Source organism: Mucilaginibacter sp. P25, assembly GCF_050859465.1.
Classification (GTDB): domain Bacteria; phylum Bacteroidota; class Bacteroidia; order Sphingobacteriales; family Sphingobacteriaceae; genus Mucilaginibacter; species Mucilaginibacter gossypii.
Genome location: NZ_CP193937.1, coordinates 1,120,837 through 1,147,384, shown reverse-complemented (window position 1 = coordinate 1,147,384; position 26,548 = coordinate 1,120,837). Strand labels below are relative to the sequence as shown.

The following is a 26,548-nucleotide window of genomic DNA, read 5'->3' as shown; positions in this document are numbered from 1 at the left end:
AAAGACTTCGAACTTCAGACTTAATACGACTTGGTACTTTTTTGCGTATCTTGGTAGTTCAAGATTTATCTTTCTATGAACCTAAAACGCCTATCAGTTGGAATCCTGATCACCTTAATTGCCGGTGCTACCTTAGCTTTTATAAAACCCGATGATGAACTGGTAACAAAAATCATTGCCCAGCTTGATAAATGGCGTACCGATCATCCGCAGGAAAAAGTTTACCTGCACTTTGATAAGCCCTATTATGCAATTGGCGAGGATATCTGGTTTAAAGCCTATGTTACTATAGGCAGTGAGCATAAGCTTTCGGCTTATAGCGAAACCCTGAATGTTGACCTTATTGATGATAACGATTCGGTAAAACGCAGCCTTAAACTGCCGTTAACAGCTGGCCTGGCCGCGGGCGATTTTGCTTTGGCCGATAGTATGACTGAAGGAAATTACCGCATTCGCGCTTATACCAACTGGATGCGAAACGAAGGAGAGGCCTATTTCTTCAATAAAACCATCACTGTGGTAAACGGAATCAGTAACAAGGTTTTCACCAAAACCGCCTATGCCTACAGCACCTTAAACGACAAACAAAAAGTAACTGCTATTACTACATACACAGACCTCAACGGTATAGCCTATGTTAATAAACCAGTAAGCTATGAAGTTGAAATAAACGGGAAATCAATCGCCCGGGGGAAAGGTGTAACTGATGATAAAGGGAACCTCACAGTCAGCTTCACAACGGGTCAGGCAGTTTCAATAACATCCGGCCATATCAATACCGAGGTTAAATTGGATGAAAAGCATACTATAGCCAAAGCCGTACTTATAAAAACGCTATCAAACAAGGTCGATGTTCAGTTTTTTCCGGAGAGCGGAAATTTAATTAATGGTGTTTTTGAAAAAGTAGCTTTTAAAGCTGTTGGTGCCGACGGGTTAGGGGTTGATATTAAAGGCTTTATTGCCGACGATCAAAACAACCAGGTTGCGCCATTGGGCGAGAGTCATTTTGGCATGGGTACTATTACCTTTGAGCCTGAAAGTGGTAAAAACTATAAAGCGCACATCACTTATGCTGATGGCTCTGAAGGTGTTTTCGATTTGCCCAAAGCAGTTGATAATGGCTATGTATTAAGTGTCAACAGCATGCGCGACGATAAGGTGTTTGTATCCATCGTTCCCGGTAAAAGCACCGGTAACGGCACAGCTTCATTATCGGGTTTAACGCTGATAGCGCAATCTGGCGGCGAGCTTTGTTATGCGGGCAAAAGTAAGGATGGGGCAACATCCTTTTCGGCTGCCATCCCTAAAAATAAATTCCCATCGGGCATTATACAGTTCACGCTGTTTTCGGCAACCGGTGAGCCTTTGAACGAGCGCCTCATCTTTGTTCAAAACTCAGATCAGCTTAAGCTTGCCGTTAGTTCCGAAAAACAGAACTATAAACCCCGCGAAAAAGTTACTATTAATCTCAACGCTAAAAACAGTGAGGATAAACCCGTTGTGGGTAGTTTTTCGGCATCGGTTATTGATGAATCAAAAGTTACTACTGATGAAACAAATGAAAGTTCTATATTTTCAACACTGCTGCTCACCTCCGATCTGAAAGGGTATATTGAAAAACCGAACTATTACTTTACTAATGTAAGTAACGAAACCAAGGACAACCTTGATGCACTGATGCTTACCCAGGGCTACCATCGCTTTGAATGGAAACAACTGCTTGCTGATAAATTTACCCCAATAGTCTTCAAGCCCGAAAAATCTCTGGAAGTAACCGGGCACCTCAAAACTTTTGGTGGCAAGCCTGTACCTAATGGCAAGGTTACCCTTTTTTCAACATCGGGAGGAACTTTTATTATTGATACCGTGGCTGATGCCGAAGGTAAGTTTACTTTTAAAGACCTTGTTTTTAGGGATAGTATCAAGTTTGTGATCCAGGCGCGCACTGCTAAAGACCGCAAAAATCTCGACATCACGCTTGACAATGTCACCCCGCAACCCGTTGGGCCAAATAAAAACGCACCCGATATCCAGGTCAACATCAACGATGGCGCATCGGCCTATCTGTTGAACAGTAAAAAGCTTTATGACGAGCAGGTAAAATACGGTATTGGGAACCACACTATCGTATTAAAGGAAGTAGTGATCCGCGAAAAGCGGGAAAACCCATTTAAAAACTCTTCTAACCTTAATGGACCCGGCAATGCAGATCAAACACTTACCAGCAAAAATCTGATGTACGGGGGTGGAATGCTATCCCAGATTTTACAAGGCAGATTAACCGGTGTGATTTTTCGTAACGGCACGCCTTATTCAACCCGCAGCCCGGGAACTCCCATGCAAATTGTACTTGATGGAACCTATGTAGGAAGCGATTTCCTGGATAACTTAAATGTAAATGATATTGCCACTATTGAAGTTTTACGCAGCATTGGCAACACTGCAATTTATGGCTCAAGGGGAGCTGGCGGCCTTTTGGTTATTACAACCAAGCGCGGCGGTGAAAGTGTTTACAATAAATACGCGCCGGGTATTGTCACCTATGCTCCTAAGGGATATTATAAAGCGCGCGAATTTTATTCGCCTAAATATGATGATCCTAAAACCAATGCCCAAATGCAGGACCTTCGCAGCACCATTTACTGGGCACCAGGCTTATTAACTGATAAGAATGGCAATACATCTATGAGCTTTTTTAACGCCGATGCTAAAGGTACATATCGTGTAATAATTGAAGGTATTGATGCCGATGGCAATTTAGGAAGGCAGGTTTATAGATATAAGGTGGAATAATAAAAATAGAATGAGGGTGTAATTAATCTATTTATATTGTGTAAGTCTAATATTAACTAATATATTAGAATAATAACACTTAAACCTTATGAAACCTTTTCGCATAACCCTTTTTGCTATTTTTTTATTATACAGACTTGCATGTACAGCACAAACTAATACTCTGCTTTTAAACAAGGCTGTTAATTCGCTTAATAAGTGGTCGTCAGCCTATCCAACTGAAAAAGTTTATTTACACTTGAATAAACCTAATTATTTGCCGGGTGATACTATTTGGTTTAAAGCCTATACAGTTATCGGCCCGCAACATCAACTATCTGCATTAAGTAGTGTTTTGTATGTGGAACTTATAAACCCCAAAGATTCTGTAATAAATCGTAAAATATTCAAACTGGCTTCGGGCACAACACGGGGCGAATTCGCATTAGGCAATTCAATCATTGACGGAACTTACCATGTTAGGGCGTATACAAACTGGATGCGAAACGCAGGTACGGACTATTTTTATGATCAATCTTTGCAAATTGGAGGGATCGAAATTTTGACCGGGCAAGCCGCACAGCAGCATTTAATATCGCAACCCGACGTTCAATTCTTTCCGGAAGGCGGATTTCTCATTAATGGCCTTCGTTCAAAAGTAGCCATAAAGGTGTTAAATGCCGCTGGCCTTGGCGAAGATGTAAGTGGTATCATAACAGATAATACGGGAACCGTTGTAACTGAATTTAGCACACAGCATTTAGGGATGGGGGTGTTTGCACTTACACCGCAAAAAGGTAAAAACTATAAAGTACAGATTACTGATAAAAGCGGCACCAAATTTAGTACTGACCTCCCCTTGGCCAAAGATGATGGACTTGTTTTAACTGTCAATAACAGCATGGCCGACTCACTCAGGATAAAGATCACCCCGGGAGCGCCAACATTTGCACAACAACGTGATTCGACGTTTTATTTGATTGGCCAGGTAGCGGGCAAGGTTTATTATACTACTGCCTTTAAATTATCAGAGCAATCGTTTTTAATTAAAGTAGAGAAGAATAGGTTTCCATCCGGCATATTGCAACTTGCTTTATTAGGGCCGGATCATAGTCCAATAAATGAACGTGTAGTTTTTATCCGCGGTAATGACAACCTCAAACTGGCTATAAGTGGTGCCGGCGACAAAGCCCGGGGCCGACAAAAAATGTCTATCGATATTAAAGCTGTAGATATCGATAACAAGGCTGTTGTAGGCTCATTTTCGGTAGCGGTAATTAATGAAAGCAGGGTTAGCTTTAAAGAAGACGCAGAGCCTACAATAATTAACAATCTGTTATTTACTTCAGATATAAAGGGCTTTATTGAAAAGCCTAATTATTATTTCACAAACATCGACGATAAAAAAAATGCCGATCTTGATATATTAATGCTTACCCAGGGGTACCGGAGGTTTGATTGGGCAAATATTTTAGATGAAAAACTGCCTGCTGTTATTTACAAGCCCGAAGATGCACTTACATTAACCGGAACATTGAAATCATCATCAGGAGGGCTTTTATCTAATGGAAAAATAAGCCTCACATCAACTGCTGATAATTTATTTATTGATACCGTAACAGATGCCAACGGTGATTTTAAATTCAGCAACCTTGATCTTTCCGACACTTCAAAAATAGTGCTCAGGGCACGCAAGCAAAACAACGGGAAAAACGTATCCATTTATGTAAAACAGCCTGACTATCCTGTAATAAATAAGTCTAAGCACGCGGGTGATAATAACGATTTGCTTGATCTATCACCGGAGCAAATCGTAATTCTGCGAATGAATGCTACCGAAATCAGGAAAAAACGACAGATAGATTCTCTTAAAAACGGGGTGCAGCTTAAGGAGGTAAAAATAAAAGGTGAAAAAAATAAAAGCTTGGCGGAATTAAACAGATATGGCACAATACAGGACAGAAAACTTGACATGAGTAAGTTAAGAAATAAAAACTTCAGTTCGTTAGGAGACGCATTGTTTTGGACTGAACCACTTTACTTTGGCCAAAAATCAGCTTATATCCGCAAACCAGCAGCGTCTCCTGTTCAAGCTATTCAAGATACCACCAAGGGGATATTAGTGGATGGTATAAGTTACACACCTGATATCTTAAGCAGCCTATTAGCCAGTGAGATTGAAAGCATTCATATAATCGCACCCATTGACCCCAGAGCATCCGCCCCCATCATTGTAATAACTACCAAACGCAAAGCAGGCACAGATACCACCGTACTTAAACAGGTAAATATCACGGCTAAAAGAATTAACAAAAAACCGGACATGAGCTATTCCAAGAACCTGAACGGACCTGGCAATGCTGACCAGGTAATTATGGGTGATAAAATTGGTAGTGGATGCATTCGTTTGTCTGACTGCCTCATTGGGCGCGTTTTTGGTGTTTATTATGATAAAGATGGTAGTCCACGAAATACGAGGGGCGGCGGAAAGATGTCTGTTATTGTTGATGGGAATATCTTAAACGGCTATGCCCTAAATAACGTTAACGCCAATGATATTTATAGTATTGAAGTATTGCGTAGTGGCGCAAGCATAGCGATTTACGGCTCAAGCGTGGGGGCTGGTGCCCTGGTGATCACCACCAAACGCGGGAATAACAATTTTGTAACCAGCGAATCTCCCTCCGGCCTCATAACTTATCCATTTAAAGGATTTTCAAAATCCCGCGTATTTTATTCGCCCAAATACCGGCACACAGCTAATGAAACAGAAGGCACAGATCTGAGAAACGCTATATATTGGCAACCTGGTCTTTTTACAGATAAGGACGGCAAAGCAACGTTTGAATATTTTAATGCAGATACAAAGGGCACTTACCGTATTGTTATTGAAGGCATTGATGTCGATGGTAATTTAGGAAGGCAGGTTTATAGGTATAAGGTGGAATGATATTAAGTCCGCAGTCAGAAAGTCCGAAAGATTTAAGCAATGCTAATGTTTATCTCTTTCGGACTTTATTTTTGGCGAGCAAACTTATTTACTGCTCAAATAATACTTCTCCCAAAAATCAACAGATTTTGATATTTCGCCTGCACCGCCCGCCGCACCGCGGCCCATAGCGCCTCCCATACCACCGCGACCTCCTCTTCCGCCACGGCTGCCACCCATGCCGCCTCCGCCCATTCCACCTCGTCCGCCGCGACCACCGCCGCCGCCAAAGCTGCCACCGTCTTGCTCGCCCCCACCTGTGCCTGCCGGTCGCTGGAAACCGTTGATCTTAAAATTAAAAGCCCACTCATTTTTAAAAGCATCATTACCGGCGTGGAAAAAACTTAAGGGTATGGCCGCTTCATAAACCAAATCGCCATTGGCATCGTAATTTATCGCTGTTTTAATGCCGTAGGTATTTGATGTGGTGATCATATCGCCATCAATATCCTTAAATCCAACAACTTTAATATATCGCAGTTTGGTTATCCGCTCGCGCATCAGCTCGTCACGGTCGGCTTGGGTAATTTCGCCGTTATCATCTTTTGGCTTGGCAAACTCCGGCTTTTCATCCGGGGCTGCCAACTGAAAAGTAAGCATAAAACTATCTTTCTTTTTCCCTTTAGGATCAATGCTCAGTGTAATCCCTGCATTTAACACTTTCATCTTATCAAGCCTGTCGCTAATGCGGATAGCGGCATACAGGTAATCCTTATCATTGGCCAGCGCGTAGTTCAGCTTCTTCTCTTCGTTGTAATAACGCAGGCTGTCGCCCCATTCTTTCAGATCGCCATCAATGTTAATATTAGCGGGCGGGCCCTGTAAGCTGTTTTGAGTACTTTGGGCCGATGAATGATGAGATGCCAAAAGTTGTGCAGTTAATGCTAAAACAAAAGCCGGGGATGCTTTTTTCATGTGAAATTTTTTAGGGGTTTTGTGTAACATGATTTTTAAGACCATGGAACACGATTTTAACTTTTTTATTATTGTTTTTGAGTAAATTTGTAGTTACGTATGCCAACTGAAGTACAGGAAGAAACATTTACCCTCGAAGAGTTACTTGCAGGACTTAAAGAGATGCATCGTTTAATACTCTGGAACGATGATTTTAACACTTTTGACCACGTGATCCACTGCATGATGAAATACCTGGATTACTCTGAACCCCAAGCCGAAAAGATAGCATGGAAAGTACATAACGAAGGCAAATGCGCCGTACTGGAAGGCTCTTTTACCGAAATGGAGATCTACCGGAAGATCCTCCAGCAGGAGGGCTTAACAGTTTCAGTAGAATAACACGCTAAAAAATAACCGACATGCTAAAAAGATCATTTTTATTTTTTTATTAGTCGGTTGGGCAAGCCTGATCGCCTGCGGCCAGGGCAAAAACCTGAAACTGGTATTCATTCGTCATGCCGAAAAGCCCGATATTGGTGATAACCTTTCATGCGCCGGGTTTAACCGCTCGCTTAAACTACCCGAGGTTTTAAAAGCCAAATTCGGTTTGCCCGATCATATTTATGTGCCGGCAATGCACCAGGGTAAATCAACCGCGAGGGTGCGCATGTTCCAAACCATCTCGCCGTTTGCTGCAAAATATAATCTCTCCGTCAACAGTAATTTTGAAGAAGAGGATGATAACGGCGTCGCTAAAGAGCTTACCTCAAAAAAAGGCACCATCCTTATTGTATGGGAACATAATCAAATTAAACCTTTACTGAAAGCTTTAGGCATGAAAGTTAAAGACCTGGAATGGCCCGATAGTGATTTCGACAGTATCTGGATAGTGACTTTCAAAAAAGGCAAACCGTCGTTAACAATGGATAGAGAAGGGATTACGCCGGCTTCGGGGTGTAGTTTTTAAGAATATCACTAAAATCATGTCATTGCGAGCGCAGCGTGGCAATCGCATGCTATACAGAGCGGACTTGCTTACGTGCGATTGCCACGCTGCGCTCGCAATGACATAGAGATTTGTAAATGTAAAACGCCCCGGATTTTCCGGGGCGTTTTGTGTTTTATGTTAACTGATAATTATTCGCTAACCAGGTAATTCCAGTTATGCGTATCCGGAACATTACCATATTTAATGGCATCCAGTGTATCAAATACTTTGTTCGAAAACTCACGTGTTTTCGGATCGCTCAGGAAATACTCCTGGCCTTCGTAGCTGATTGAAGCTACAGGAGCTATAGTTGCGGCAGTACCGGCACCAAAGGCATCGGTAAGTTTGCCATTTTTAGCACCTTCAACAATCTCGGCTACAGAAACTTTGCGTTCTTCAACAGTGATACCCCACTCTTTGGCTAAAGCTATAACGGTATCGCGGGTTACACCATCTAATATCGTATCTTTTGCTTCGGCTGTGATCAGTTTACCATCCAGCAGGAACATCGCGTTAGCAGCGCCCATTTCTTCAATAAACTTATGCTCTTTGGCATCAGTCCAAATCAGTTGATCAAAACCTTCTTCAGTTGCTTTGCGGGCCGGCAGCATGGAGCTTCCGTAGTTACCGGCAGCTTTGGCATAACCCATACCGCCTTCGGCAGCGCGGGTATAGTGTGTTTCAATTTTAACACGCAATGGTTTTGAAAAGTACGGGCCAACGGGGCCAATCAATACCATGTATTTATAAGTTGAAGACGGTGTTACCCCCAGGTACGGATCAGTAGCGAACATGAACGGACGGATATACAAAGCATGGTTTGGCTTTGAAGGTACCCAGTCGCGGTCAAGGTCAACCAGAGTAGCTATACTTTGCAAAAAGATCTCTTCGGGCAGGGTTGGCATGCAAAGGCGCTCGGCCGATTTGTTGAAACGGATAGCATTTTTATCCGGGCGGAAAACGGTAATTTTTCCATCAGCATGTTTATAGGCTTTCAGTCCTTCAAAAAACGCTTGTCCGTAATGAAGTGCTGAAATTGCAGGGCTTAGACCAATTTCGCCGTAGGGAATGACCGAGAGATCTTTCCATTCACCGTCCGCGTAATCGGCCACAAACATGTGGTCAGAAAAAGTTTTTCCAAAAGGTAAGTTGTCAAAGTCCGTTTGCTGCAAACGGGAAGCAGTTGTCCTGCTGATCTTGATGTCCAATGTCTCGGTCATGGCATTAAAAATTAATAAATTATAGAAAATGGCAAGTTAGGCATTTTTATGGCCTGCGCCAAAAATTTGCATAGTTAAATGGTGATTATCACACATAAAAATATCATTTTGACAATATGATTGCCAGGTTCAATTACTACTCAGCACATCATCAACCCAGGCCTTACCCCAGTTCTCTTTTTCCTCTTCGCTCCATACCCAGGGGTAAAAGATTCGCTTTTGAAAACGCGGCGGCAGGTACTTTTGCCAGTTAGTGCCGCCTGTTGCCTTAATATCCTCCGGCTCACGATTAAGGTAACGCACCGCCGATTTATAATGTGAAAGCGGCCAGTTTACATTGACATTGATATCCAGCTGGCGCAATTCGTTACGCAATTCAGGAGTCAGTTCTGATGATGTTTCAAACTTTTTTGCCAGTGTATTAAAATTGTGCTTAACGGCAGCTTTGCCCAGTTCAATAAATGTTTTTGAATATTTTTTTCGAACTGTTTCAGCGTCAAAGTCTTTTTACCGGTGGAAAGTTCGGTAGCGCCAAACTTCCAGTACAGGTATTCAAATTGCGCTTCAATAGTTGCATGCTGCAGTTCCTCACGTTTATCTTTAGCAACCAGGTTTATAAAATCCGTAGCGTAGATCTCGATCATCCGGTACTGGCCCGACTGAAAACCGCTTGCCGGCAGCAACGACATCCTGAATTTCAGGAACTGCTCTTTTTCCATGCCGTCAACCATGATTTCGAACGAGTGGGTTAAGGCACCAAAATACCTGTTGATCCTTTTTAACCGCGCTGTAAAAAACTCGGCTGTCAGCGGCGTTGCTTCGGCAATTTGTTTGCACTCATGCAGGGCCAGCTTAAAATACAATTCAGTTATCTGGTGATAAATGATAAAGATCTCCTCGTCGGGAAAAGGGGTTTTAGGGTTTTGTAAGCTCAACAGGGTATCCAGGTGGATATAATCCCAGTAGGTTAAAAAATCTGCATAAAGCAGGCCATCAAGGTATGAGTTCATATCCTGGCCCATAGCTTCGTACTTTTCCTGCAGTTGATTTAGCCGGTCTTCAATTTCGGTAGAGAAATGCATACTTCAAAGGTAATAAAATAGTATACTGCTAAAACATATCTGTATTAGGTTGTTATAATGGATACAAGCCTTATAAATATTATTATGAAGATCAGGAAGATACTCATCGGTATTGATGAAAGCGAATTTTCACGTTATGCAGCGGCCTACGCTTTTGATATAGCCCATACCTATAGTGCCGAAGTTGGTTTGGTACACATCGTTGAACCCATCATTGTTCCCACCGATACCCAGGACGGTTTATTAGGAGGGATGCCATTTGATCCTAATATAAATTTGCCAGGCACAGAATTAGAAACATTGCAGACCGAGCGCTCTGCCGCATTGCTGGATCAGACGGCAAAAGAATGGGGTGAAGGACTGGAAATAGCTCATTTCACCCAATACGGTTCAACAGCCGAGGGTATTATTGAATGCGGTAAAGAATTTAATGCCGACCTGATAGTTTTAGGCACTCACCGCCGTACCGGTATCGATAAATTCTTTTTAGGCAACGTTGCCGAGCAGGTGGTCAACAAATCATTGATCCCTGTATTGGTTGTGCCTTATATTGAAGCGAAAAATTAATATAAAAGCCTGAACTTAATGGTATGCTCAATCGCTTTTAACTCGTTCAACACTTCAGTATCATAGCCTGTATTAACGTCGGTAATTACATACCCTATTTGCGGGTTGGTAACCAGGAATTCACCCACAATGTTAATATTATGGCGGGCAAATACATCGTTAATTTTAGCCAGTATCCCCGGTACGTTTTTATGGATATGAATTAAACGGTGGGCATTGTTAACACGCGGCGGCTGCAGATCGGGGAAATTGCAACTGGTATGTGTTTTACCTTCATTCATGAAAGCCATCACCCTTTTGGGTAAAAAGTCAGTACTGTGCGGGTTATGCCTTGGGTCGTCAAAAATGATGATCCCGTTTTCGGCAGCAGCATCGGCCAGCTTGCGGTTACATTTGCCAAAAATACCAATCACCTTTAACCTGCCTGCATTTTGAACTTGTTCGGCACTTGGCTGATGTTCTTCGTCGCAAAATAACACACCGGCTTCTTCAAGATATTTTTCTTCAACATCGTCGCGGTGGCGCATGTTGTAACCCTCTTTTTAAGCTGGTCTAAGGCATCCTCATCCACATTGCCCACAACCAAACATTTAATACGGTTTTTAGGGTAGGAGATGGCACGCGGCAGTTTATTCAGATAGAGGAACTCGTCAAAGCTTGGGGTAATATGGTCGGCCTTTTCGGCTACTGATTTACGTTCGATGTTTTCGGTAAAAGCGAAAAACTTTTTGATCATGCCCGATTCCTTTAACTGGAAATCAGAATAACCATCACCGATACCATAAATATCGCCCGGTAACTGAAGCTCTTTCAGCAGCTTTACCTTACCGCCCTCCTGCGAAAGCGGATTTTCGCGGTCGTAACCTATAATATTGCCTTCCTCGTCAAACACGAAAGTGTTGGCGTAGATATTTTCTTTTTTGATATGATACTCGGTAACTACCGGGGTAATGAACTCTTTGAACCCACCGGATACGATCAAAACCTCGTCCTGGTGATTTTTAAAGAAGATAGTATTCCGCGAAAAAGAGGTAGAAACTTTCTTTTTAAGATGGCTGATCAGTTGCTTTAAATGATCGCGATTGGCGTTGAGCAATTTTACCCTGCGCTCTAAACTTTCGGTAAACGATAGTTTACCTTCCATCGATGCATTGGTCAAATCTTCTATCTGTTTGTAGATATCTTCGCGGTCGGGGCGATTTTTTAGAGAGATCCGGGCCAGTTCATCAAGGGCCTCAACCTGTGTAAAGGTGCTATCGAAATCAATAATAAAGTACTGTTCCATCTTGGCTGCAAAGGTGCGAAAAAATTTGCTGAGGAAGTATAGAGAGTTTGTAGTTTAAATAAAATAACCTTTTTTTGGTAATATGGTTTCTTTAAGATATATTTGACATTATTAACAATTCAGTTAATACTCAAAACCTCTCAAATGAAATCTCCTAAATCATTTATATTTAAACAACCATAGCAATGGAAGTAATAATTGAAGATCACTTTCTGGGCGAAGTGGCCAATTACAATAAAGTTGCCGGAAAATCACCTTTTCCGGACGAAGTGATCAAAGCTTTTAGAAAACGACTGTATCAAATCAAACAGGCAAAAAGCACTGCTGATTTGAGGATGATTAAAAGCTTACACTTTGAAAAACTAAAAGGAAAGAAATATGAAGGAAAGTATTCAATACGATTGAATATATCTTACCGTTTAATATTTCGGATTGAAAACAACGAGATCAGCAGGTTAGAGATTATTTGCATTGAAGAGATCAACAACCACTACTCATAAAACTCGGGCCAGGAGCCCTTTATACTTACTATGAATAATCAGGTATTAGATCATAATGGTAAGGAAATTGAAATAGAAGCATTTCATCCGGGCGAATTTTTGCAGGAAGAAATTGAAGAAAGGGCAATCCTTAAAAAGGATGTAGCTAAAGCCCTCCATATTTTGCCGCACCATTTAAGTGAAATTTTTGCGGGCAAAAGAAATATTTCTGCAAAGCTCGCCGTAAGGCTTGAAAAGTTTTTAGGGATCAGTTCCCATTACTGGTTAGGATTGCAAATGGAATATGATTTATTTATTGCCAGAGCAGAAGAGTTATCGGTTTAACCTCTTATTATTTTAACGCCTCACAAATTTCCCCTATCGTTTTACTGATGGGCTTAAACTCAAACCCAATAGCCTTTTTAATTTTTGAATTATCAAACTCGCGGGTTAATGAAGCCGCTTGTGCCGATGTTTTATCTATAGCCGGAACACCACCGGTTATAGCCGAAACAAAAGCGGCCCCGCGCCAGGCCAGTTCCATCATCCAGGGTTTAGCAAAAATAGCGGGTGGCTTGATGCCGAAACCTTTTGCTATCTCGGTAACCATACCTTTATAATCGCGGTTTTCGGCACTGATGATATAACGTTCGGCAGTGATATCACTGTTCATTAAGCCTACCATGAATTTGGCAACATCTTCTACATCAACAAAACCTATAGTGCCCGAAGTATAAAATTTGAGCCCCTTACGTACCGTGTTGAATAAAGCGCCGCTGCCCTGGGTGCCGGCACTCGCGCCAATTATCAAAGAGGGATTAACAATAACAGCGTCCAAACCTTCGGCTATTCCACGCCAAACCTCCATCTCACTCTCTAATTTGGATATGGCATAGCCATCATTTTCTGTTGACTGTTCAAGGTGGTGGTTCTCTGTAATTAACTCCCCTGGTTTTGCGGCACCAATGGCAGCAATTGAGCTTACATGTACCATTCTTATACCGCGCTCGTTGCAAAGGTTAACCAAATTGGCAGTCCCGGTAACATTGGTACTGATCATCGGCTTTTTATCCGCCTGCTTTAATGATACCCAGGCGGCACAATGGTAAACTTGGGTAACGCCATCAAGAGCATCGGCTAATGCAAAAATATCCATTATATCGGCGTCAACCCAGTCGATGTTTCCCTGGTATGGCAACAGTAATCTTGGGATAACTGAACTTGCCCTTTTGGTGCAGCGGATTCGCTGCCCGGTAGTGGTAACCAATAGTTTTGCCAGTTCGGCCCCGAGAAAACCAGTTGCGCCTGTTATTAAGATCATGATGCAAATGTGATTATTTTTTAGCTCAAAGCAGAAAGCCTAAGGCCTAAAGCTTTCTTTTTTAAACTTAAGCAACATGGTAAGAAAAGCTTTCTGCTTTTAGCCTTAAGCTTTAGGCTAAAAAATCTGCACATTTGCACATCTGAAATCTGCACATTAAATAATTATGTCATTAGCTGATTTTTTTACGCCGATTGATCTTAAAAAGATAGCTCCTAAAAAAGGCTATTATACCAGCCAGCTTGGCGATAAAATTGTGCATTATTCTGTCGATTTTCCTGATTTGGAAGAGAAAACTGATATCGCTATTATTGGTGTTATGGATGATCGTAATGCAATTGGCAACCCCGGTTGTTCACTTGGCCCTGATTACATCCGCGAAAAATTATACCAGTTAAACGAAGGCGGCTATTCTGTAAAAATTGCCGACCTGGGCAATATCCGTGCCGGCGAAAAGGTAACAGACACCTACTTCGCTGTTAAAACGGTAGTGAGCGAACTGATCAAAAAAGACATCATCCCCGTTATTTTAGGCGGGGGACAGGATCTTACTTACGCCCAGTACCTGGGTTATGAGGAGCTTGAACAGAAAGTTGACCTGGTGGTAATCGATTCGCATTTTGATTTGGATGAAGATAATCACGGCGAAAGTATTGAAACTACTTCTGCTTCCTATCTCAACAAAATATTCCTGCATGATCCCAATTACCTGTTCAACTTCAGCAACCTTGGCTACCAAACCTATTTTGTAAGCCAGGACAGCCTGCGGGTAATGGACAAACTTTATTTTGATGTACACCGTTTAGGCGAACTGAGCGGCAATATTGCTGTTACTGAACCTGCCATCCGTAATGCCAGCATGGTGAGCTTCGATATCGGTGCTATCCGGGCTGCCGATGCCATGGGGAATGCCAATGCCACGCCAAATGGTTTTTATGGCGAAGAAGCCTGCCAGCTCTGCCGTTACGCGGGTTTTAATGATAAACTTACTTCGATAGGTTTTTATGAATTTAACCCGGCTTTTGACAGTAACGGGCAAACCGCCTGGCAGCTGGCGCAAATGATCTGGTATTTTATTGACGGTTTTTACAATCGCAAGCGCGATTTTCCGCTTAACCCTAAATCCCAATACCTTATTTATAAAACTAGCTTAACCCACGACGACCAGGAAGTAATATTTGTAAAAAGTAAAAAATCCGACCGCTGGTGGATGCAGGTGCCCTACCCGTCGGCAGGTTCTCCAAACGAACGTTTTCATTTGGTACCCTGCAGCTATGCCGATTACAAAACAGCAACATCCGGCGAATTACCGGACCTTTGGTGGCGCACATATCAAAAATTAAACTGATATTCACAATTTTAACCCTTGCTCAGACGTTAGCAGCGTAGAGTTTTTATATATTTTAATGAAGAAATTATTTTTTTACATAGCCGCCATGCTGCCGGTAACTGCGCTTGCACAGGCTACAGACACCTTTGTTATTAATGGTAAATTAGGCAATGTCACCACACCCGCCAAAGTATATTTATCGTACCAACTGGGTGCTAATAATGTTACCGATTCGGCCAATGTGGTTAACGGTGCATTTTCATTTACCGGCACGATATTTAACCCCGTTAATGCCACATTAGCTGTTAACTATAAGGGTTTACCCCTCGAAAAATTTATCGATGGTAACTATAAATATGCCGATAACGGCAGCCTGATTTCAAAGACGGCCGACGACATAGATTTTTTCCTGGAAAAAGGTACCATTACCATCACCAGTAAAGATTCGATAGATAAAGCGCAGATCACAGGTTCGCAACTTAATACAGATAATGTAAAACTCCAGGCTCAGTTAAAAGCCATCAATCAAAAAGGAGAAAAACTGATGGCTGAGGCTAAGGCAGCAACGCCGGAGCAGCAAAAATCGGCAGCTTTCAGGAGTGCCATGCAGGCAAGGTATAAAGCCCTGCAAACAGAGCAAAAAACAACCTTGAAAAGCTTTATTGCAGCTAACCCCGATAGTTATTTGAGCTTACTTGCACTAACCTCGGTAAGTGGTCCTGCTCCCGACCTTAGCGAAGTTGAGCCATTATACAATTCGTTATCTCAAAAAATCAAAGATACCGAAGCCGGTAAAATGATGAAGGTGCAGCTCGACGCCCTAAAAGTTACGGCTATTGGCTCCGAAGCTCCTGATTTTATACAAAACGACGTTAACGGAACACCTGTAAAGCTATCGTCGTTCAGGGGCAAGTATGTGTTACTTGATTTTTGGGCATCATGGTGCGGTCCCTGCCGCCAGGAAAACCCGAACGTGGTACGTAACTATGCAAGGTTCAAAAACAAAAACTTTACGGTAGTTGGGGTTTCGTTGGATAGGCCCGACGGCAAATCGGCATGGCTTGCTGCCATTAAAAGCGACGGATTGGAATGGACGCAATTATCTGATCTTAAATTCTGGAACAACCAGGCAGCGGCGTTATATTCAGTAACATCTATCCCTCAAAACTTCCTGATCGATCCGCAGGGAAAAATCATTGCAAAAAATCTGCGCGGCGAAGATCTTGATGCCAAACTGGAACAGCTATTTGGAAAATACAATTAATTGATAATATGGCCCCTGCCAGGGCAATATTAATTAATATGTCATATTCACCGTTGAATTAGCCGGATATTTAATACCCGGCTAATTTTATTATATTGCGATATGAACTTGACCTCAATTAAAAAAATAGCTTTAACAGCAATTGCAAGCGCCCCTGCTTTAGCTTTTGCCCAGGATGCCCAATATACTGTGCAAGGTAAAATTGGCGACTATAACGCACCGGCGAAAGTCTATGTGCAATATCGTAAAGATGGAAAAACGGTTGTCGATTCGGCAGTATTGAACGGAGGAGCCTTTAAATTTACCGGTAAAACAAGCACAACAACACCTGTAAGCGGTTATATTTTGTTTAACCCCAAAGGTACCGGTCTGCATAGCTCAGAAGATTATCGTTCCATTTACCTTGAACCAGGTACCATCAACGTAAGCGCCCCTGATAAAATTGCTGATGCCAAAATAGAAGGTACCAAAACCAATAACGATAACGAAAAATATAACCTGGCCGAAAAACCGATTAATGATGCCTATGAGGCGCTTTCCGCAAAACGTAAAACCGCCACGCCGGAGCAAATGGCCGAACTAAATGCCGAAGAAAAAAGATCGACGACCAGGACGCGCAGGTAAATAAAAAGTTTATCCAGGAAAACCCCGATTCATACGTAAGCCTTAACGCGCTTGAATCATATGCCTACAGTGCCGATTACGTAGATATTGCCCCATTGTTCAACAGCTTCAGTCCTGCTATTAAAGCAACGGAAGCAGGTAAGAAATTTGCCGAACGCCTGCCAAAATTAAAAGCTGTGGCATTAGGTGCAACCGCACCCGAATTTGCCGAAGCTGATACTGCGGGTAAAATGGTTAGCCTGTCATCATTTCGTGGTAAATATGTACTGATAGATTTTTGGGCATCATGGTGCGGCCCTTGCCGTCGCGAAAACCCTAATGTGGTAAAGGCTTACAACGCTTATAAAGGCAAAAACTTTACCATACTTGGCGTGTCGCTCGACAGGCCGAATGCGAAAGATAAATGGCTGGCAGCTATTCACAAAGATGGCCTCACCTGGAACCATGTATCCGACCTTAAGTTTTGGGACAGTAAAGCAGCCGATCTGTATGCAGTACGCGGAATTCCTCAAAACTTTTTGTTAGATCCTAACGGAAAGATCATAGGAAAAAACCTGCGGGGTGAAGATCTGGAGAATAAGCTCGCGGAGATTTTTGGAAAGATCTAATTATATTATTGAAGTCATTGACTGTAAGGCCTTAGCAAAATCAATTTGTTAAGGCTTTTATGTTTGTTTCTCACCCCTAAGAAGCTGTTTAAATTTGATTCGAATTATTTATGTATCATATTGGAATCATAGCCGTTGGTTTTAACCAACGGAATAATGAGTAATAATAAGGGGGCTTCAGCCAAAATTCTTTTGCACAATTGGGCTAAAGCCAAGACTTTTCAGCTTTTTTTCCGTTGGTTAAAACCAACGGCTATGAATATTTCCCGTTTTTAAACAGTCCCTGAGATTAGGGGACAAAAGTAAAAGGGCGGCATTGACCCAAGCCCAAACTCACGAAGTTTTCAAAACTTCGTAAGTTTCAGCGCCGCCCACTCACAACATCAAGATATTTACAAATCTGCAATATCCTTTTACAAGTATAAACAACTATTTTTGAGGGTCATCCCTGATTGTCAATCTATGCTAAAACGCTTTACTCTTATAACTCTTATACTTGCAGCTTTTACTGTAACCCACGCACAAAATAAGATCAAGCCTAACAGAGATACCACCGAGCTTAAACCGGTGATCATCAAAGGTTACCTGAGCGATCAGCCTGTGATAAGCGTACCGGCGTCGGTAAGTGTGCTTAATGCAGCCCAGCTCAGGATCCAGCCTGATAATTCATTTGTAAACGCCTTAAATACGGTTCCGGGGGTACGTACCGAGGAGCGTTCGCCAGGCAGTTATCGTTTATCCATCAGGGGCAGTTTATTACGTTCGCCTTTTGGCGTGAGGGACGTAAAGATCTATTTTGACGATATCCCGCTTACCGACGCTGGCGGCAACAGTTATTTAAATGCCATTGATATAGCGGCCATACAAAAGGTTGAAATATTAAAGGGCCCGGATGGCAGCTTATTTGGGGCAAACTCAGGCGGGGTAGTCATTCTTAGTCCGCTTAACCGGTATAACGACAGTACCTATATTTCGGCCGGGATAAATGGCGGTTCATACGGGTTGTTTCATGAAAAAGCAGCAGTACAATTAAAAACTACCAATTACCTGCTCAACATTAACCAAAGCTTTCAAACCTATCATGGCTACAGGCAAAACAGCGATACCCACCGCAACTACCTGCAACTGGCCGATAGCTGGAACTACAGCGGCAAAAACACCTTAAAAGCATTGGGCATTTATTCCGATTTGGCCTATCAAACACCGGGTGGCTTAAACCTGGCCCAGTATACCGTCAATCCGAGATTAGCCCGCCAGCCTACGGCAACTTTGCCAGGGGCTATTCAGCAACGCATAGGTATTACTACCAAAATGTATTTAGGCGGCTTAACCAACGAATATCATTTTAACGACCACATCCGCAACGTGCTGGCTGTGTTTGGCAATCACGTTGATTTTGCCAATCCGTTTATCACCAACTATGAACAACGCAGTGAAAATACCTATGGCTTCCGCACCTATTTTGAACTAACCGGCGATAAGAAACCCAATTTAAACTGGAAAGTTGACCTCGGTTTTGAATGGCAGCAAACCAACTCGCACATTGCCAATTATGGTAATAAAAAGGGGGTAAAAGATACCACCCAAACCGTTGATTATATCCACACCAACCAGCATTTTGTATTTGCCCGTTATGCTGCCGATGTGTATAAACGCCTGCATATTGAAGCCGCGGTAAGCTTAAACGATTATGGTTATGATTTTAAAAACCTGTATCCGCTTAATCAAAACAACTTTACTAACCGAAACTTTAGCGCGCAATTGATGCCGAGGCTGGCTTTATCATACCAGTTCATTAACGCATTGGCGTGGCGGGCAAGTGTAAGTCGCGGTTATTCAAGTCCTACAACTGCCGAGGTACGGCCAACTGACAATATTGTAAACACCAGCCTGCAGGCCCAATACGGCTGGAACTACGAAACTGGCTTCCGCCTGCGCAACAGCGACAGAAACTTTTATGCTTGATGCATCTGTTTACTACTATCGCTTAATCAATGCCATAGTACGCCGCCTAAATGCTAATGAAACCGAGCATTACATCAACGCCGGTGGTACCAACCAGTTAGGCACCGAAGCGTCATTATACTATTGGATTATTCGCCCAAACAGGTATAACTTCATTCGCGGGCTACAACTCAACGAATCTTTTACGTACAGTCATTTCCGGTTTAGGGATTATATGGTTACCAATGCCAATTATTCGGGTAACAGGCTAACCGGCGTACCTAAAAACGTATTTGTAAGCAGCCTGCAGATCAGGTTCCCTGAAAGTATTGCATTATTTGTTCAGCATACCTTTACTTCAAAAATTCCGCTGAACGATGCAAGCACCATATATGCGCCAAAATATAACCTGTTGCAGTCCCGCGTTAGCTATCAGCCAACCATTGGCCGTAAAATCCGTTTTGAAATATTTGCTGCCGCGGATAATTTACTGAATCAGAAATATAGCCTTGGTAATGATTTGAATGCTGTAGGTAACCGATATTATAATGCGGCTCCGCTGAGGAATTACTCGGTTGGGATGAATTTTATGTATTAGATGGTTAATAGTTGATGGTTCATAGATCATAGTAAGTAAAGGCCAAAATACGCCGACGCTCGGCTCCAGCCGAGTGTCGATTATTTCCAGGCCTCTGGCCTGTGTTCGCCATGCTTGTTTACGGCGGCCAGAGGCCGTAGAATAGTTGCCACACGGCAGGAGCCGAGCGGCGGCATTTGTAAATAAAAAAGTCCGGTGTTTTACGAAGTAAACACCGGACTTTTTTAGCTTGCGACCTGCAAACTGAAACTACGGATTCAAATTGTTATTACCTCCTTCAGCTATATTGCTTCCCTTGCCTTTCGGATCAAAAGCGCGGAATTTGATAACGCCGCCATTGTAGTTAACAGGGCCAGTGTAAACCTTACTGCCAGCGTCAGGATCTTTACCATTGGTTGTATACCGGATAGTTAAACCCGGGAACTCCACATTGCTCAAGTATTTACCATCCTGCAGGCTGATCCCTGGCTTAGGCACACGATAATCGTAGCCACCGTTGTAATAGGATAAACGTGGCAGTTCTCGTTTGCCCAACACATTCAAAAAGTTTGACCAGGCTACCTGGTATGCCTCTTTGCTTTTTACAGGGTCTTTTTCGGTGGCCCATGCCGGGTCTTGCGCCCAGGCACGTTCAGCCAGGCCAAGCAGCCTCGGGAAAATCATGTAATCCATTCTTTCGGGGCCTTTCACTGTTTCGGCCCATAAGGCACCTTGCAAGCCTACTATATTGCTTTTACCATAATCGGTAAGGCGTTGCTTGCCGATGAAGATATTCCTGTTTATCGGGTTGCCTTGCTTATCAACGTCGGCATTTTTAAAATAATCGTAGGGAATAAATGAGAAGAATTTATCAATGCCTAAAAACGCGCCCCAGTAATAGCCCGGCTCATCAAATGATTTGTAATTGGCCATATCAAAATACAGGTTGGTAACGCAGGTTAGCACTACTTTGTAACCACCATTAGCCAAACGGTAAGCCAAATCTTCCTGCCCTCCGCCTAATACGTTGTTCCAAACATCAACCTGTAGGTGTTCTTTTGTAAAATCCGGATTTGGTACGTAAGCCGGCTGACCGTCGAGGGTTGTTTTACGCAGCGCCATTTCTTCCCAACCCGACAGGCGGATACCTTTCGCTTTCAGGATTTCATTAATCCTTCCGTAGAAATAATACCAAAGATCATTAGTGCTCTGTATTTCGGGATGGGTAGACTTAAGCGCTGCATAAGCAGGTGATTTTTCCCACACATTGGCAGGGACCTCATCGCCACCGAAGTGGATGGTGGGCAGTGGCGCTTCGGCTTCTTTATAAGTGCTGATGAGGTCATTTACAACAGTCTCCACAAAGTTATAGGTTGAAGGGAGCGATACATCAATCACGTTATCGTTCCAGTATTGTACCGAGCGATACTCAGATTTATCATTGGGATCATACAGTAAATATTTTTCAGCTTCAGCCTTTTTGCCTTCGGCCATTAATCGGTCATAGCGAGCGTTCATTGCTTTAATAGCTCCGCGGGCGTGCCCCGGTGTTTCAATTTCAGGTACTACAGTGATATGACGGTCATTGGCGTATTTCAGGATCTCGATATAATCTGCTTTCGTATAATAGCCGGTGCCAAAAGGGTTATTAACCTCCGGGCCAGAGCCGTGCGACGGTGGCAGGTGGCGTTTGCTATCAAGGGTATGCCCGCGTTTCGAGCTGACAGCAGTAAGCTCAGGCAGCGCAGGAATCTCTATTCTCCATCCCTCATCATCCGTTAAATGCAGGTGCAACACATTAAGCTTGTACAGGCTCATCGCTTCCAGTAATTTCAACACCTGCTGTTTTGACTGAAAGTTACGGGCTACATCAAGCATTACGGCACGATACGCAAAACGAGGGGCATCGGTAACTTCAACGCATGGAATTTGTACCAATGATGGCGTTTTAGCTAAAGCGCTCGCCGGGATCAGGCTTTTGAATGATTGAATACCATAATAGATGCCGGTATTTGCAGATGCGCGGATAACCACAGTGGTTGGTTTTACACTTAGCTCGTAAGCTTCATTGCCCAAACCGGCTTTGTATTCAAATGAAATAACTTTACCCGGTTTTCCTGTTTCCTTTTTCCGAAGATGCCGCCAATGTAATTACGTAAAACAGCTGCTTCTTTGCTGAACCGCGCATCGGCAGATGAAACCTGAACACCTGCAGTGAACGAAAAACTGCCGCTGCTTAGGCTATAACTTACCGGTGTAGGGAAAACTTTCAGTAACTGATCGGCAGGAATATCGGCAACCGTTTTATTCCTGTCATAAACAATTTCGGGGGTTATTAAGCCCTGGTAAGTTGGTTTGTACGGCGTAATATCATATGAGCCGAAAGAATAGCCTTTTTCAGGGGCATTATCCCAAACAAGGTATGGCCCTTCAGGTGCATCGGTAATGTTTACCACAGGGTCATCGCACACAAATTCAATGCGGGAGGTTTCGCCGGGTTTCAGGTCTTTGAAGCCTGATGTTGGGGTTATGCTGTATAAGTCGCCGTTGACCTGTTCAATCAGGGCGTTATTGCTAACGGCCGTTTTGGTAAAACCGCGCCCGGAATTAAAGTAGATCTTCCATCCCCCTGCAGGCAAAACCTCACGACTTTTATTGGTAATCACCAGTGCGGTGAGGGCTTGGTTTTTATTTTGATAGTTATTATCCATTACCTGCCAGGTGAGGTGCAGGTTGGTTACGTTCGGTTTTTTATCATCATTAATTTTAAAACCGCTGCATACAAAAACCGCGGCGATAACCACCAGCGTAAAAATTTTGTTCATAATTGATCCTGTGCCTGGGAGAAAACAGACAGGTAAATATATTACTTTTTAAATTATTTTAATAAGTGTTTTTTATAGAGACAGACCACAGGTTACGCTATCGCTAAACCTGCGGCAGTAGTGACTCAAGACTTAAAGGGAAAACTTAATCCACCCTTCCCCTTCATAACCAAATATGAACTGCTTAGGGCGGATGATTTCGGCCAGGATCTCTATTGAGTCGACAATCCTTGGGCCGGGACGATTGAAATACTGGTTGCCATCGACAATATAAAACCTGTCGCTTTTTACTGCTTTGAGTGATGCAAAACCCGGGCGGTCCAAAAGGAGGTTTATCTCACGCATGGTGCGTTCAATACTGAAGCCGCAAGGCATCACCACAATAATTTCCGGGTCCTGCTGCAGGATCTCATCCCACTCAATATAAGGTGAGTGCTTGCCGTCCTGTGCCAAAACAGGCGTTCCGCCGGCTATGTTTACCAGGCCTGGTACCCAGTTGCCGGATATCATTACTGGCTCCAGCCATTCAATACACGCAACGGTGGGTTTGCTGTCTATAAATTTCAGTTTATGCTTAATAATGTCAACCCGTTCCTGCAGGCTTTCAAGCAGTTCGGCACCGGCCGCGGGCACGTTCAGTGCATTGGCAACGGTAACAATGTCCTCAAAAATATCATCGAGACTGTTAGGCTGCAGGGATATAATTTGTGCCTGTTTATCCAGGTAGTTTTCAAGCGCTTCTTCAACATCTTTTAACGATACGGCGCAAACCTCGCACTGGGCTTGTGTTATCACTACATCAGGTGAAAGTGCTTTAATTTGTTCCCGTTTTACGGTATAAACCGAGAGCGCATCGGCCAGGATCTCTTTCACTTTTATATCAATATCGGCGCTGCTCAAACCATCCGGAAAATTAGCTTCAGTACATATGGGTAATTCTTTAACAGATGCCGGAAAATCGCATTCGTGCGAACGCCCCACCAGGTTTTTCTCTAATCCTAAAGCACAAATTATTTCGGTAGCGGCCGGTAGTAACGAAACTATTTTTTTTGTTGGCATGTTAACAAGTTAAAGTTTGCAAATGTAAGGAAGATTCTGAACCGGGATTAAACGGATTTGTCAGATTATTGGATTCTAATGCCGACATCGGACAATACTCAAATCCTATAAATCGTGGCTCAGACAATAATTTGCCAACTCCAATTAACAACCTATCTTTGCTGCAATGATATTTTTGACTTTTTTCATCGGGCTTATAGCTAATTTCATAGGCTATATACCACCCGGCAATATAAACCTAACTTTAGTACAGATCACTATAAACCGTGGCATAAAAGAGGCTGTACGTTTTATTACAGCTTTTTCGGCAGTTGAATTTTTCTTTACCTATTTTATTATGCATGCTGCCCGCTGGCTTTCGGGACAATTGAAACTGGGCACCATCATCGACTGGATCATGGTGGTTTTGTTTGGTGTAATGGGTTATATCACTTGGATTCATCGCAATGCCCCACCTAAAGCCAATTACTCTGAACACGCCAGTATTAAATACGGTATTTTATTAGGCTTTCTAAACCCCATGCAGGTACCCTTCTGGATGGTTACAGGCACATACCTCATTACGCATGAATGGATCCTTGATGGCCGCGTAGCTCTTGTTATTTTTAGTCTGGGTTCGGCAGCAGGTGCTTTTTTATGCCTGTTTATCTATGCCAAATTCGCTAAATACATACAGGAAAGATTTGCGTTAAGCACCAGGCTTATCAATACCAGCATAGCTATATTATTTTTCGCATTTGCAGTGTATCACGTTGTAAAGCAGATTTATCTGTCGTTTTTCAAACACTAAAAATCTTGATTTTCTTGACTTAAGGATTGCCTGATACGATTAATGCCAAATTCAAGGTAATCCTTAAATCAAGCAAATCATGGTTCAATTCATGACTTTCAACACATCAACCTTATCCTGGGCCAGCTGAACTTTCAACTCGTCGAGCGATGAAAACTTAACATCGCTCCGGATGTAGTGGTGAAATTCCATACGGATAGTCTGATTATAGATCTCTTCGTTAAAGTCAAAGATGTTTACTTCGATATTGCGGCTAAGGCCATTGACCGTTGGGCGACTGCCGATGTAGGCCATCCCTTTATATTTCTGATCAGCTATAATTACTGTTACCGCAAAAATACCATCGCATGGAATAAGCTTATATTTTTCTTCAACCACGATATTGGCTGTCGGATAACCAAGCTGACGGCCGATCTGATCGCCGCGGACAACCTTTCCGGTAATAAAGAAAGGATAGCCTAAAAAGGCATTAGCCAAATGAATATCGCCGCTTAACAGGGCGTTGCGGATACGGGTTGAGCTGATGGCCACCTCGTTGATGTCCTGTTCGGGAATTTCTACCACATCAAAACCATACACAGGGCCAAGGCGCTGCAGGTCTTCAAAGCCGCCCTGCCTGTCTTTCCCGAAGCGATGGTCATAGCCTATTACTATTTTTTTGTACCAATTTTGTTAACCAGCACATCACGGATATAGCTTTCGGCGGATTGATTGGAGAAATCTCTTGAAAAAGGGGTTATAATGAGATGGTCAACCCCGATACGTTCCATTAGGTCGGCCTTTTCGGCAATGGTGGTTATCAGTTTCAGGCTTTCATCTTCCGGGTGCAGGATCATACGCGGGTGCGGAAAAAAGTAAGGATTACCGTTTCGCCTCCTGTGCTTTCAGCCAGCTCCTTAATGCCTGAGATAATTTTACGGTGCCCTAAGTGTACCCCATCAAATGTACCGATGGTGACTACTGCATTGTTTACCGCTGTAAATTCGTCGATATTATTGTAAACCCTCATTTATGAGTAAAACACAAAGTTAATTTTTAGTTGATGGGATTAAAAACCGGAATGTTTGAGCTTTGTAAATTTCCTTTACCGCGCTGTATGTACATCTGATACTTTTAATTCCCTCACAGTATTTACCAGTTCCATCACTTCCCAGGCATCCTCAATTCTGAAGCTACCGCTGCGTGTACGTCGTAGTTTTGAAAGATAAGCTCCGTTGCCTAAAGCCGCGCCAAAATCATTAACCAGCGAACGGATGTAAGTGCCCTTACTGCACACCACCCTGAAATCCACCTCGGGCAGCTCAATACGGGTTAGTTCAAACTCCGTTATAGTGACGTTACGCAGCTTCAGTTCCACATCCTCGCCCCGGCGCGCCTTTTCATATAAACGTTCACCATCAACTTTTATGGCCGAGTGCGCCGGCGGATACTGCTGGATATCGCCAATGAACTGTTTGCAGTTGTTACGCAGCATTTCTTCAGTGAGTTGGCTGATGTCGAAACTTTTGTCTGGCTCCGTTTCCATATCGTACGAGGGTGTAGTTGCACCCAATACCATGGTCCCGGTATATTCCTTTTCTTCGGCCTGGAAAGTATCAATCTGCTTGGTCATTTTACCGGTGCAAATGATCAACAGGCCGGTAGCCAATGGATCGAGTGTGCCTGCATGGCCAACCTTCAGCTTAAGCGGCTTAAATGAATTGCGAAGTTTGCCAACCACATCAAAGCTTGTCCATTGGTACGGTTTATTAACCAGCAGTAGCTGACCCTCGGCAAATTCCTCTATTTTAGTGTACGTGTTCTTCAAATCTTTTATTTACACCGGATCAATTTATCCGATTTTTCGCAAAGGTACGATTTTCGGCCCTATTGCCGGACAAGCTATAAATTACTACGCCGGATCAATCTCTTTTGATATGAGAATGAT

The 26,548-nt window shown here is 43.0% G+C and carries 21 protein-coding genes and 3 pseudogenes; 14 read left to right on the top strand and 10 right to left on the bottom strand.

Going from position 1 to position 26,548, the window contains the following annotated elements; genetic code table 11:
• Positions 1–75 precede the first annotated feature (75 nt).
• Both ACRQ5D_RS06050 and ACRQ5D_RS06045 read left to right on the top strand, forming a co-directional pair.
• Entirely contained in the window at positions 76–2,793 is a 2,718-nt protein-coding gene (locus ACRQ5D_RS06050) for a TonB-dependent receptor plug domain-containing protein (RefSeq protein WP_091167413.1), read from the top strand.
• Positions 2,794–3,031: 238 nt separating this feature from the next.
• A complete protein-coding gene (locus ACRQ5D_RS06045) occupies positions 3,032–5,722 on the top strand; it encodes a hypothetical protein (RefSeq protein WP_431199239.1) in 2,691 nt (896 codons plus the stop codon).
• 84 nt (positions 5,723–5,806) lie between these two features.
• Here ACRQ5D_RS06045 and ACRQ5D_RS06040 read toward each other — a convergent pair whose 3' ends face one another.
• Positions 5,807–6,676, bottom strand: a complete 870-nt coding sequence (locus tag ACRQ5D_RS06040; protein WP_431199238.1) for a hypothetical protein — start codon at positions 6,674–6,676, stop codon at positions 5,807–5,809.
• Positions 6,677–6,775: 99 nt separating this feature from the next.
• Between ACRQ5D_RS06040 and ACRQ5D_RS06035 the strand changes: the two genes are divergently transcribed.
• Both ACRQ5D_RS06035 and ACRQ5D_RS06030 read left to right on the top strand, forming a co-directional pair.
• Positions 6,776–7,057, top strand: coding sequence for an ATP-dependent Clp protease adaptor ClpS (locus tag ACRQ5D_RS06035; RefSeq protein ID WP_090530789.1), 282 nt, complete (start codon positions 6,776–6,778; stop codon positions 7,055–7,057).
• A 208-nt stretch (positions 7,058–7,265) separates the two neighbouring features.
• Complete coding sequence (locus ACRQ5D_RS06030; protein ID WP_431199237.1) at positions 7,266–7,625, top strand: hypothetical protein; 360 nt, start codon at positions 7,266–7,268, stop codon at positions 7,623–7,625.
• A 170-nt stretch (positions 7,626–7,795) separates the two neighbouring features.
• On the opposite strand, the gene ACRQ5D_RS06025 is transcribed toward ACRQ5D_RS06030, so the two are convergent.
• Together ACRQ5D_RS06025 and ACRQ5D_RS06020 are read right to left on the bottom strand one after the other, a co-directional pair.
• Positions 7,796–8,866, bottom strand: coding sequence for a branched-chain amino acid aminotransferase (locus tag ACRQ5D_RS06025; protein WP_431199236.1), 1,071 nt, complete (start codon positions 8,864–8,866; stop codon positions 7,796–7,798).
• Between the two features lie 129 nt (positions 8,867–8,995).
• Positions 8,996–9,948: pseudogene (locus tag ACRQ5D_RS06020) on the bottom strand (tryptophan 2,3-dioxygenase family protein).
• Positions 9,949–10,032: 84 nt separating this feature from the next.
• Between ACRQ5D_RS06020 and ACRQ5D_RS06015 the strand changes: the two are divergent.
• Positions 10,033–10,515, top strand: a complete 483-nt coding sequence (locus ACRQ5D_RS06015; RefSeq protein WP_176844445.1) for a universal stress protein — start codon at positions 10,033–10,035, stop codon at positions 10,513–10,515.
• Here the strand turns inward: ACRQ5D_RS06015 and ACRQ5D_RS06010 are convergent.
• A pseudogene (locus ACRQ5D_RS06010) lies at positions 10,512–11,800 on the bottom strand (HAD-IB family phosphatase). The gene ACRQ5D_RS06015 and the pseudogene ACRQ5D_RS06010 sit on opposite strands and share 4 nt — an antisense overlap.
• A gap of 185 nt (positions 11,801–11,985) precedes the next feature.
• Here ACRQ5D_RS06010 and ACRQ5D_RS06005 point away from each other — a divergent pair.
• A complete protein-coding gene (locus ACRQ5D_RS06005) occupies positions 11,986–12,300 on the top strand; it encodes a type II toxin-antitoxin system RelE/ParE family toxin (protein WP_431199234.1) in 315 nt (104 codons plus the stop codon).
• A 30-nt stretch (positions 12,301–12,330) separates the two neighbouring features.
• On the top strand, positions 12,331–12,624 hold the full coding sequence (locus ACRQ5D_RS06000) for a HigA family addiction module antitoxin (RefSeq protein WP_188834316.1): 294 nt from the start codon (positions 12,331–12,333) through the stop codon (positions 12,622–12,624).
• Positions 12,625–12,631: 7 nt separating this feature from the next.
• Here ACRQ5D_RS06000 and ACRQ5D_RS05995 read toward each other — a convergent pair whose 3' ends face one another.
• On the bottom strand, positions 12,632–13,600 hold the full coding sequence (locus tag ACRQ5D_RS05995; protein WP_431199233.1) for an NAD-dependent epimerase/dehydratase family protein: 969 nt from the start codon (positions 13,598–13,600) through the stop codon (positions 12,632–12,634).
• Positions 13,601–13,766: 166 nt separating this feature from the next.
• Between ACRQ5D_RS05995 and ACRQ5D_RS05990 the strand changes: the two genes are divergently transcribed.
• The 6 genes from ACRQ5D_RS05990 to ACRQ5D_RS05965 all read left to right on the top strand — a co-directional run bounded on the left by ACRQ5D_RS05990 (position 13,767) and on the right by ACRQ5D_RS05965 (position 19,968).
• The gene (locus ACRQ5D_RS05990) at positions 13,767–14,948 is read left to right on the top strand and encodes a formimidoylglutamase (protein ID WP_431199232.1); all 1,182 of its coding nucleotides are present in this window, start codon (positions 13,767–13,769) and stop codon (positions 14,946–14,948) included.
• Between the two features lie 58 nt (positions 14,949–15,006).
• Positions 15,007–16,194 (top strand): TlpA disulfide reductase family protein, encoded by a 1,188-nt coding sequence (locus ACRQ5D_RS05985; protein ID WP_176625469.1) that lies wholly within the window; start codon positions 15,007–15,009, stop codon positions 16,192–16,194.
• 102 nt (positions 16,195–16,296) lie between these two features.
• Positions 16,297–16,818: a DUF4369 domain-containing protein gene (locus tag ACRQ5D_RS05980; protein WP_431199231.1), complete on the top strand. Its 522-nt coding sequence runs from the start codon at positions 16,297–16,299 to the stop codon at positions 16,816–16,818.
• Positions 16,819–16,913: 95 nt separating this feature from the next.
• Positions 16,914–17,426 (top strand): peroxiredoxin family protein, encoded by a 513-nt coding sequence (locus ACRQ5D_RS05975; RefSeq protein WP_431199230.1) that lies wholly within the window; start codon positions 16,914–16,916, stop codon positions 17,424–17,426.
• 462 nt (positions 17,427–17,888) lie between these two features.
• Positions 17,889–19,391, top strand: coding sequence for a TonB-dependent receptor (locus tag ACRQ5D_RS05970; RefSeq protein WP_432328546.1), 1,503 nt, complete (start codon positions 17,889–17,891; stop codon positions 19,389–19,391).
• Positions 19,384–19,968 carry a hypothetical protein gene (locus tag ACRQ5D_RS05965; protein WP_432328545.1) on the top strand — a complete coding sequence of 195 codons (585 nt, stop codon included), beginning with the start codon at positions 19,384–19,386 and terminating at the stop codon, positions 19,966–19,968. Before ACRQ5D_RS05970 ends, ACRQ5D_RS05965 begins: the two co-directional genes overlap by 8 nt.
• Positions 19,969–20,217: 249 nt before the next feature.
• Here ACRQ5D_RS05965 and ACRQ5D_RS05960 read toward each other — a convergent pair whose 3' ends face one another.
• The 3 genes from ACRQ5D_RS05960 to ACRQ5D_RS05950 all read right to left on the bottom strand — a co-directional run bounded on the left by ACRQ5D_RS05960 (position 20,218) and on the right by ACRQ5D_RS05950 (position 23,831).
• Positions 20,218–22,023: a family 20 glycosylhydrolase gene (locus tag ACRQ5D_RS05960; protein ID WP_431199229.1), complete on the bottom strand. Its 1,806-nt coding sequence runs from the start codon at positions 22,021–22,023 to the stop codon at positions 20,218–20,220.
• Positions 21,999–22,772: a carbohydate-binding domain-containing protein gene (locus ACRQ5D_RS05955; protein WP_431199228.1), complete on the bottom strand. Its 774-nt coding sequence runs from the start codon at positions 22,770–22,772 to the stop codon at positions 21,999–22,001. Before ACRQ5D_RS05955 ends, ACRQ5D_RS05960 begins: the two co-directional genes overlap by 25 nt.
• Positions 22,773–22,904: 132 nt before the next feature.
• Positions 22,905–23,831, bottom strand: coding sequence for a cobalamin-binding protein (locus ACRQ5D_RS05950; protein ID WP_091167446.1), 927 nt, complete (start codon positions 23,829–23,831; stop codon positions 22,905–22,907).
• Positions 23,832–23,997: 166 nt separating this feature from the next.
• Here ACRQ5D_RS05950 and ACRQ5D_RS05945 point away from each other — a divergent pair, with 166 nt between their 5' ends.
• Positions 23,998–24,621, top strand: coding sequence for a LysE family transporter (locus tag ACRQ5D_RS05945; protein WP_091167448.1), 624 nt, complete (start codon positions 23,998–24,000; stop codon positions 24,619–24,621).
• 84 nt (positions 24,622–24,705) lie between these two features.
• Here the strand turns inward: ACRQ5D_RS05945 and ribF are convergent.
• A pseudogene (gene ribF, locus ACRQ5D_RS05940) lies at positions 24,706–25,537 on the bottom strand (riboflavin biosynthesis protein RibF); the annotation flags it as partial.
• A 168-nt stretch (positions 25,538–25,705) separates the two neighbouring features.
• On the bottom strand, positions 25,706–26,428 hold the full coding sequence (gene truB, locus ACRQ5D_RS05935; protein ID WP_432328544.1) for a tRNA pseudouridine(55) synthase TruB: 723 nt from the start codon (positions 26,426–26,428) through the stop codon (positions 25,706–25,708).
• Positions 26,429–26,548: the final 120 nt, after the last annotated feature.

What these genes read in the sequence shown, in the direction of transcription:
- ACRQ5D_RS06015 (WP_176844445.1), top strand. Translation starts at nt 10,033, where the DNA reads ATGAAGATCAGGAAGATACTCATCGGTATTGATGAAAGCGAATTTTCA.
- ACRQ5D_RS05945 (WP_091167448.1), top strand. Translation starts at nt 23,998, where the DNA reads ATGATATTTTTGACTTTTTTCATCGGGCTTATAGCTAATTTCATAGGC.
- ACRQ5D_RS05990 (WP_431199232.1), top strand. Translation starts at nt 13,767, where the DNA reads ATGTCATTAGCTGATTTTTTTACGCCGATTGATCTTAAAAAGATAGCT.
- ACRQ5D_RS05950 (WP_091167446.1), bottom strand. Translation starts at nt 23,831, where the DNA reads ATGCCAACAAAAAAAATAGTTTCGTTACTACCGGCCGCTACCGAAATA.
- ACRQ5D_RS05995 (WP_431199233.1), bottom strand. Translation starts at nt 13,600, where the DNA reads ATGATCTTAATAACAGGCGCAACTGGTTTTCTCGGGGCCGAACTGGCA.
- ACRQ5D_RS05955 (WP_431199228.1), bottom strand. Translation starts at nt 22,772, where the DNA reads ATGAACAAAATTTTTACGCTGGTGGTTATCGCCGCGGTTTTTGTATGC.
- ACRQ5D_RS05970 (WP_432328546.1), top strand. Translation starts at nt 17,889, where the DNA reads ATGCTAAAACGCTTTACTCTTATAACTCTTATACTTGCAGCTTTTACT.
- ACRQ5D_RS05965 (WP_432328545.1), top strand. Translation starts at nt 19,384, where the DNA reads ATGCTTGATGCATCTGTTTACTACTATCGCTTAATCAATGCCATAGTA.
- ACRQ5D_RS05985 (WP_176625469.1), top strand. Translation starts at nt 15,007, where the DNA reads ATGAAGAAATTATTTTTTTACATAGCCGCCATGCTGCCGGTAACTGCG.
- ACRQ5D_RS06025 (WP_431199236.1), bottom strand. Translation starts at nt 8,866, where the DNA reads ATGACCGAGACATTGGACATCAAGATCAGCAGGACAACTGCTTCCCGT.
- ACRQ5D_RS06005 (WP_431199234.1), top strand. Translation starts at nt 11,986, where the DNA reads ATGGAAGTAATAATTGAAGATCACTTTCTGGGCGAAGTGGCCAATTAC.
- ACRQ5D_RS05980 (WP_431199231.1), top strand. Translation starts at nt 16,297, where the DNA reads ATGAACTTGACCTCAATTAAAAAAATAGCTTTAACAGCAATTGCAAGC.
- ACRQ5D_RS06000 (WP_188834316.1), top strand. Translation starts at nt 12,331, where the DNA reads ATGAATAATCAGGTATTAGATCATAATGGTAAGGAAATTGAAATAGAA.
- ACRQ5D_RS06035 (WP_090530789.1), top strand. Translation starts at nt 6,776, where the DNA reads ATGCCAACTGAAGTACAGGAAGAAACATTTACCCTCGAAGAGTTACTT.
- ACRQ5D_RS06040 (WP_431199238.1), bottom strand. Translation starts at nt 6,676, where the DNA reads ATGAAAAAAGCATCCCCGGCTTTTGTTTTAGCATTAACTGCACAACTT.
- ACRQ5D_RS06050 (WP_091167413.1), top strand. Translation starts at nt 76, where the DNA reads ATGAACCTAAAACGCCTATCAGTTGGAATCCTGATCACCTTAATTGCC.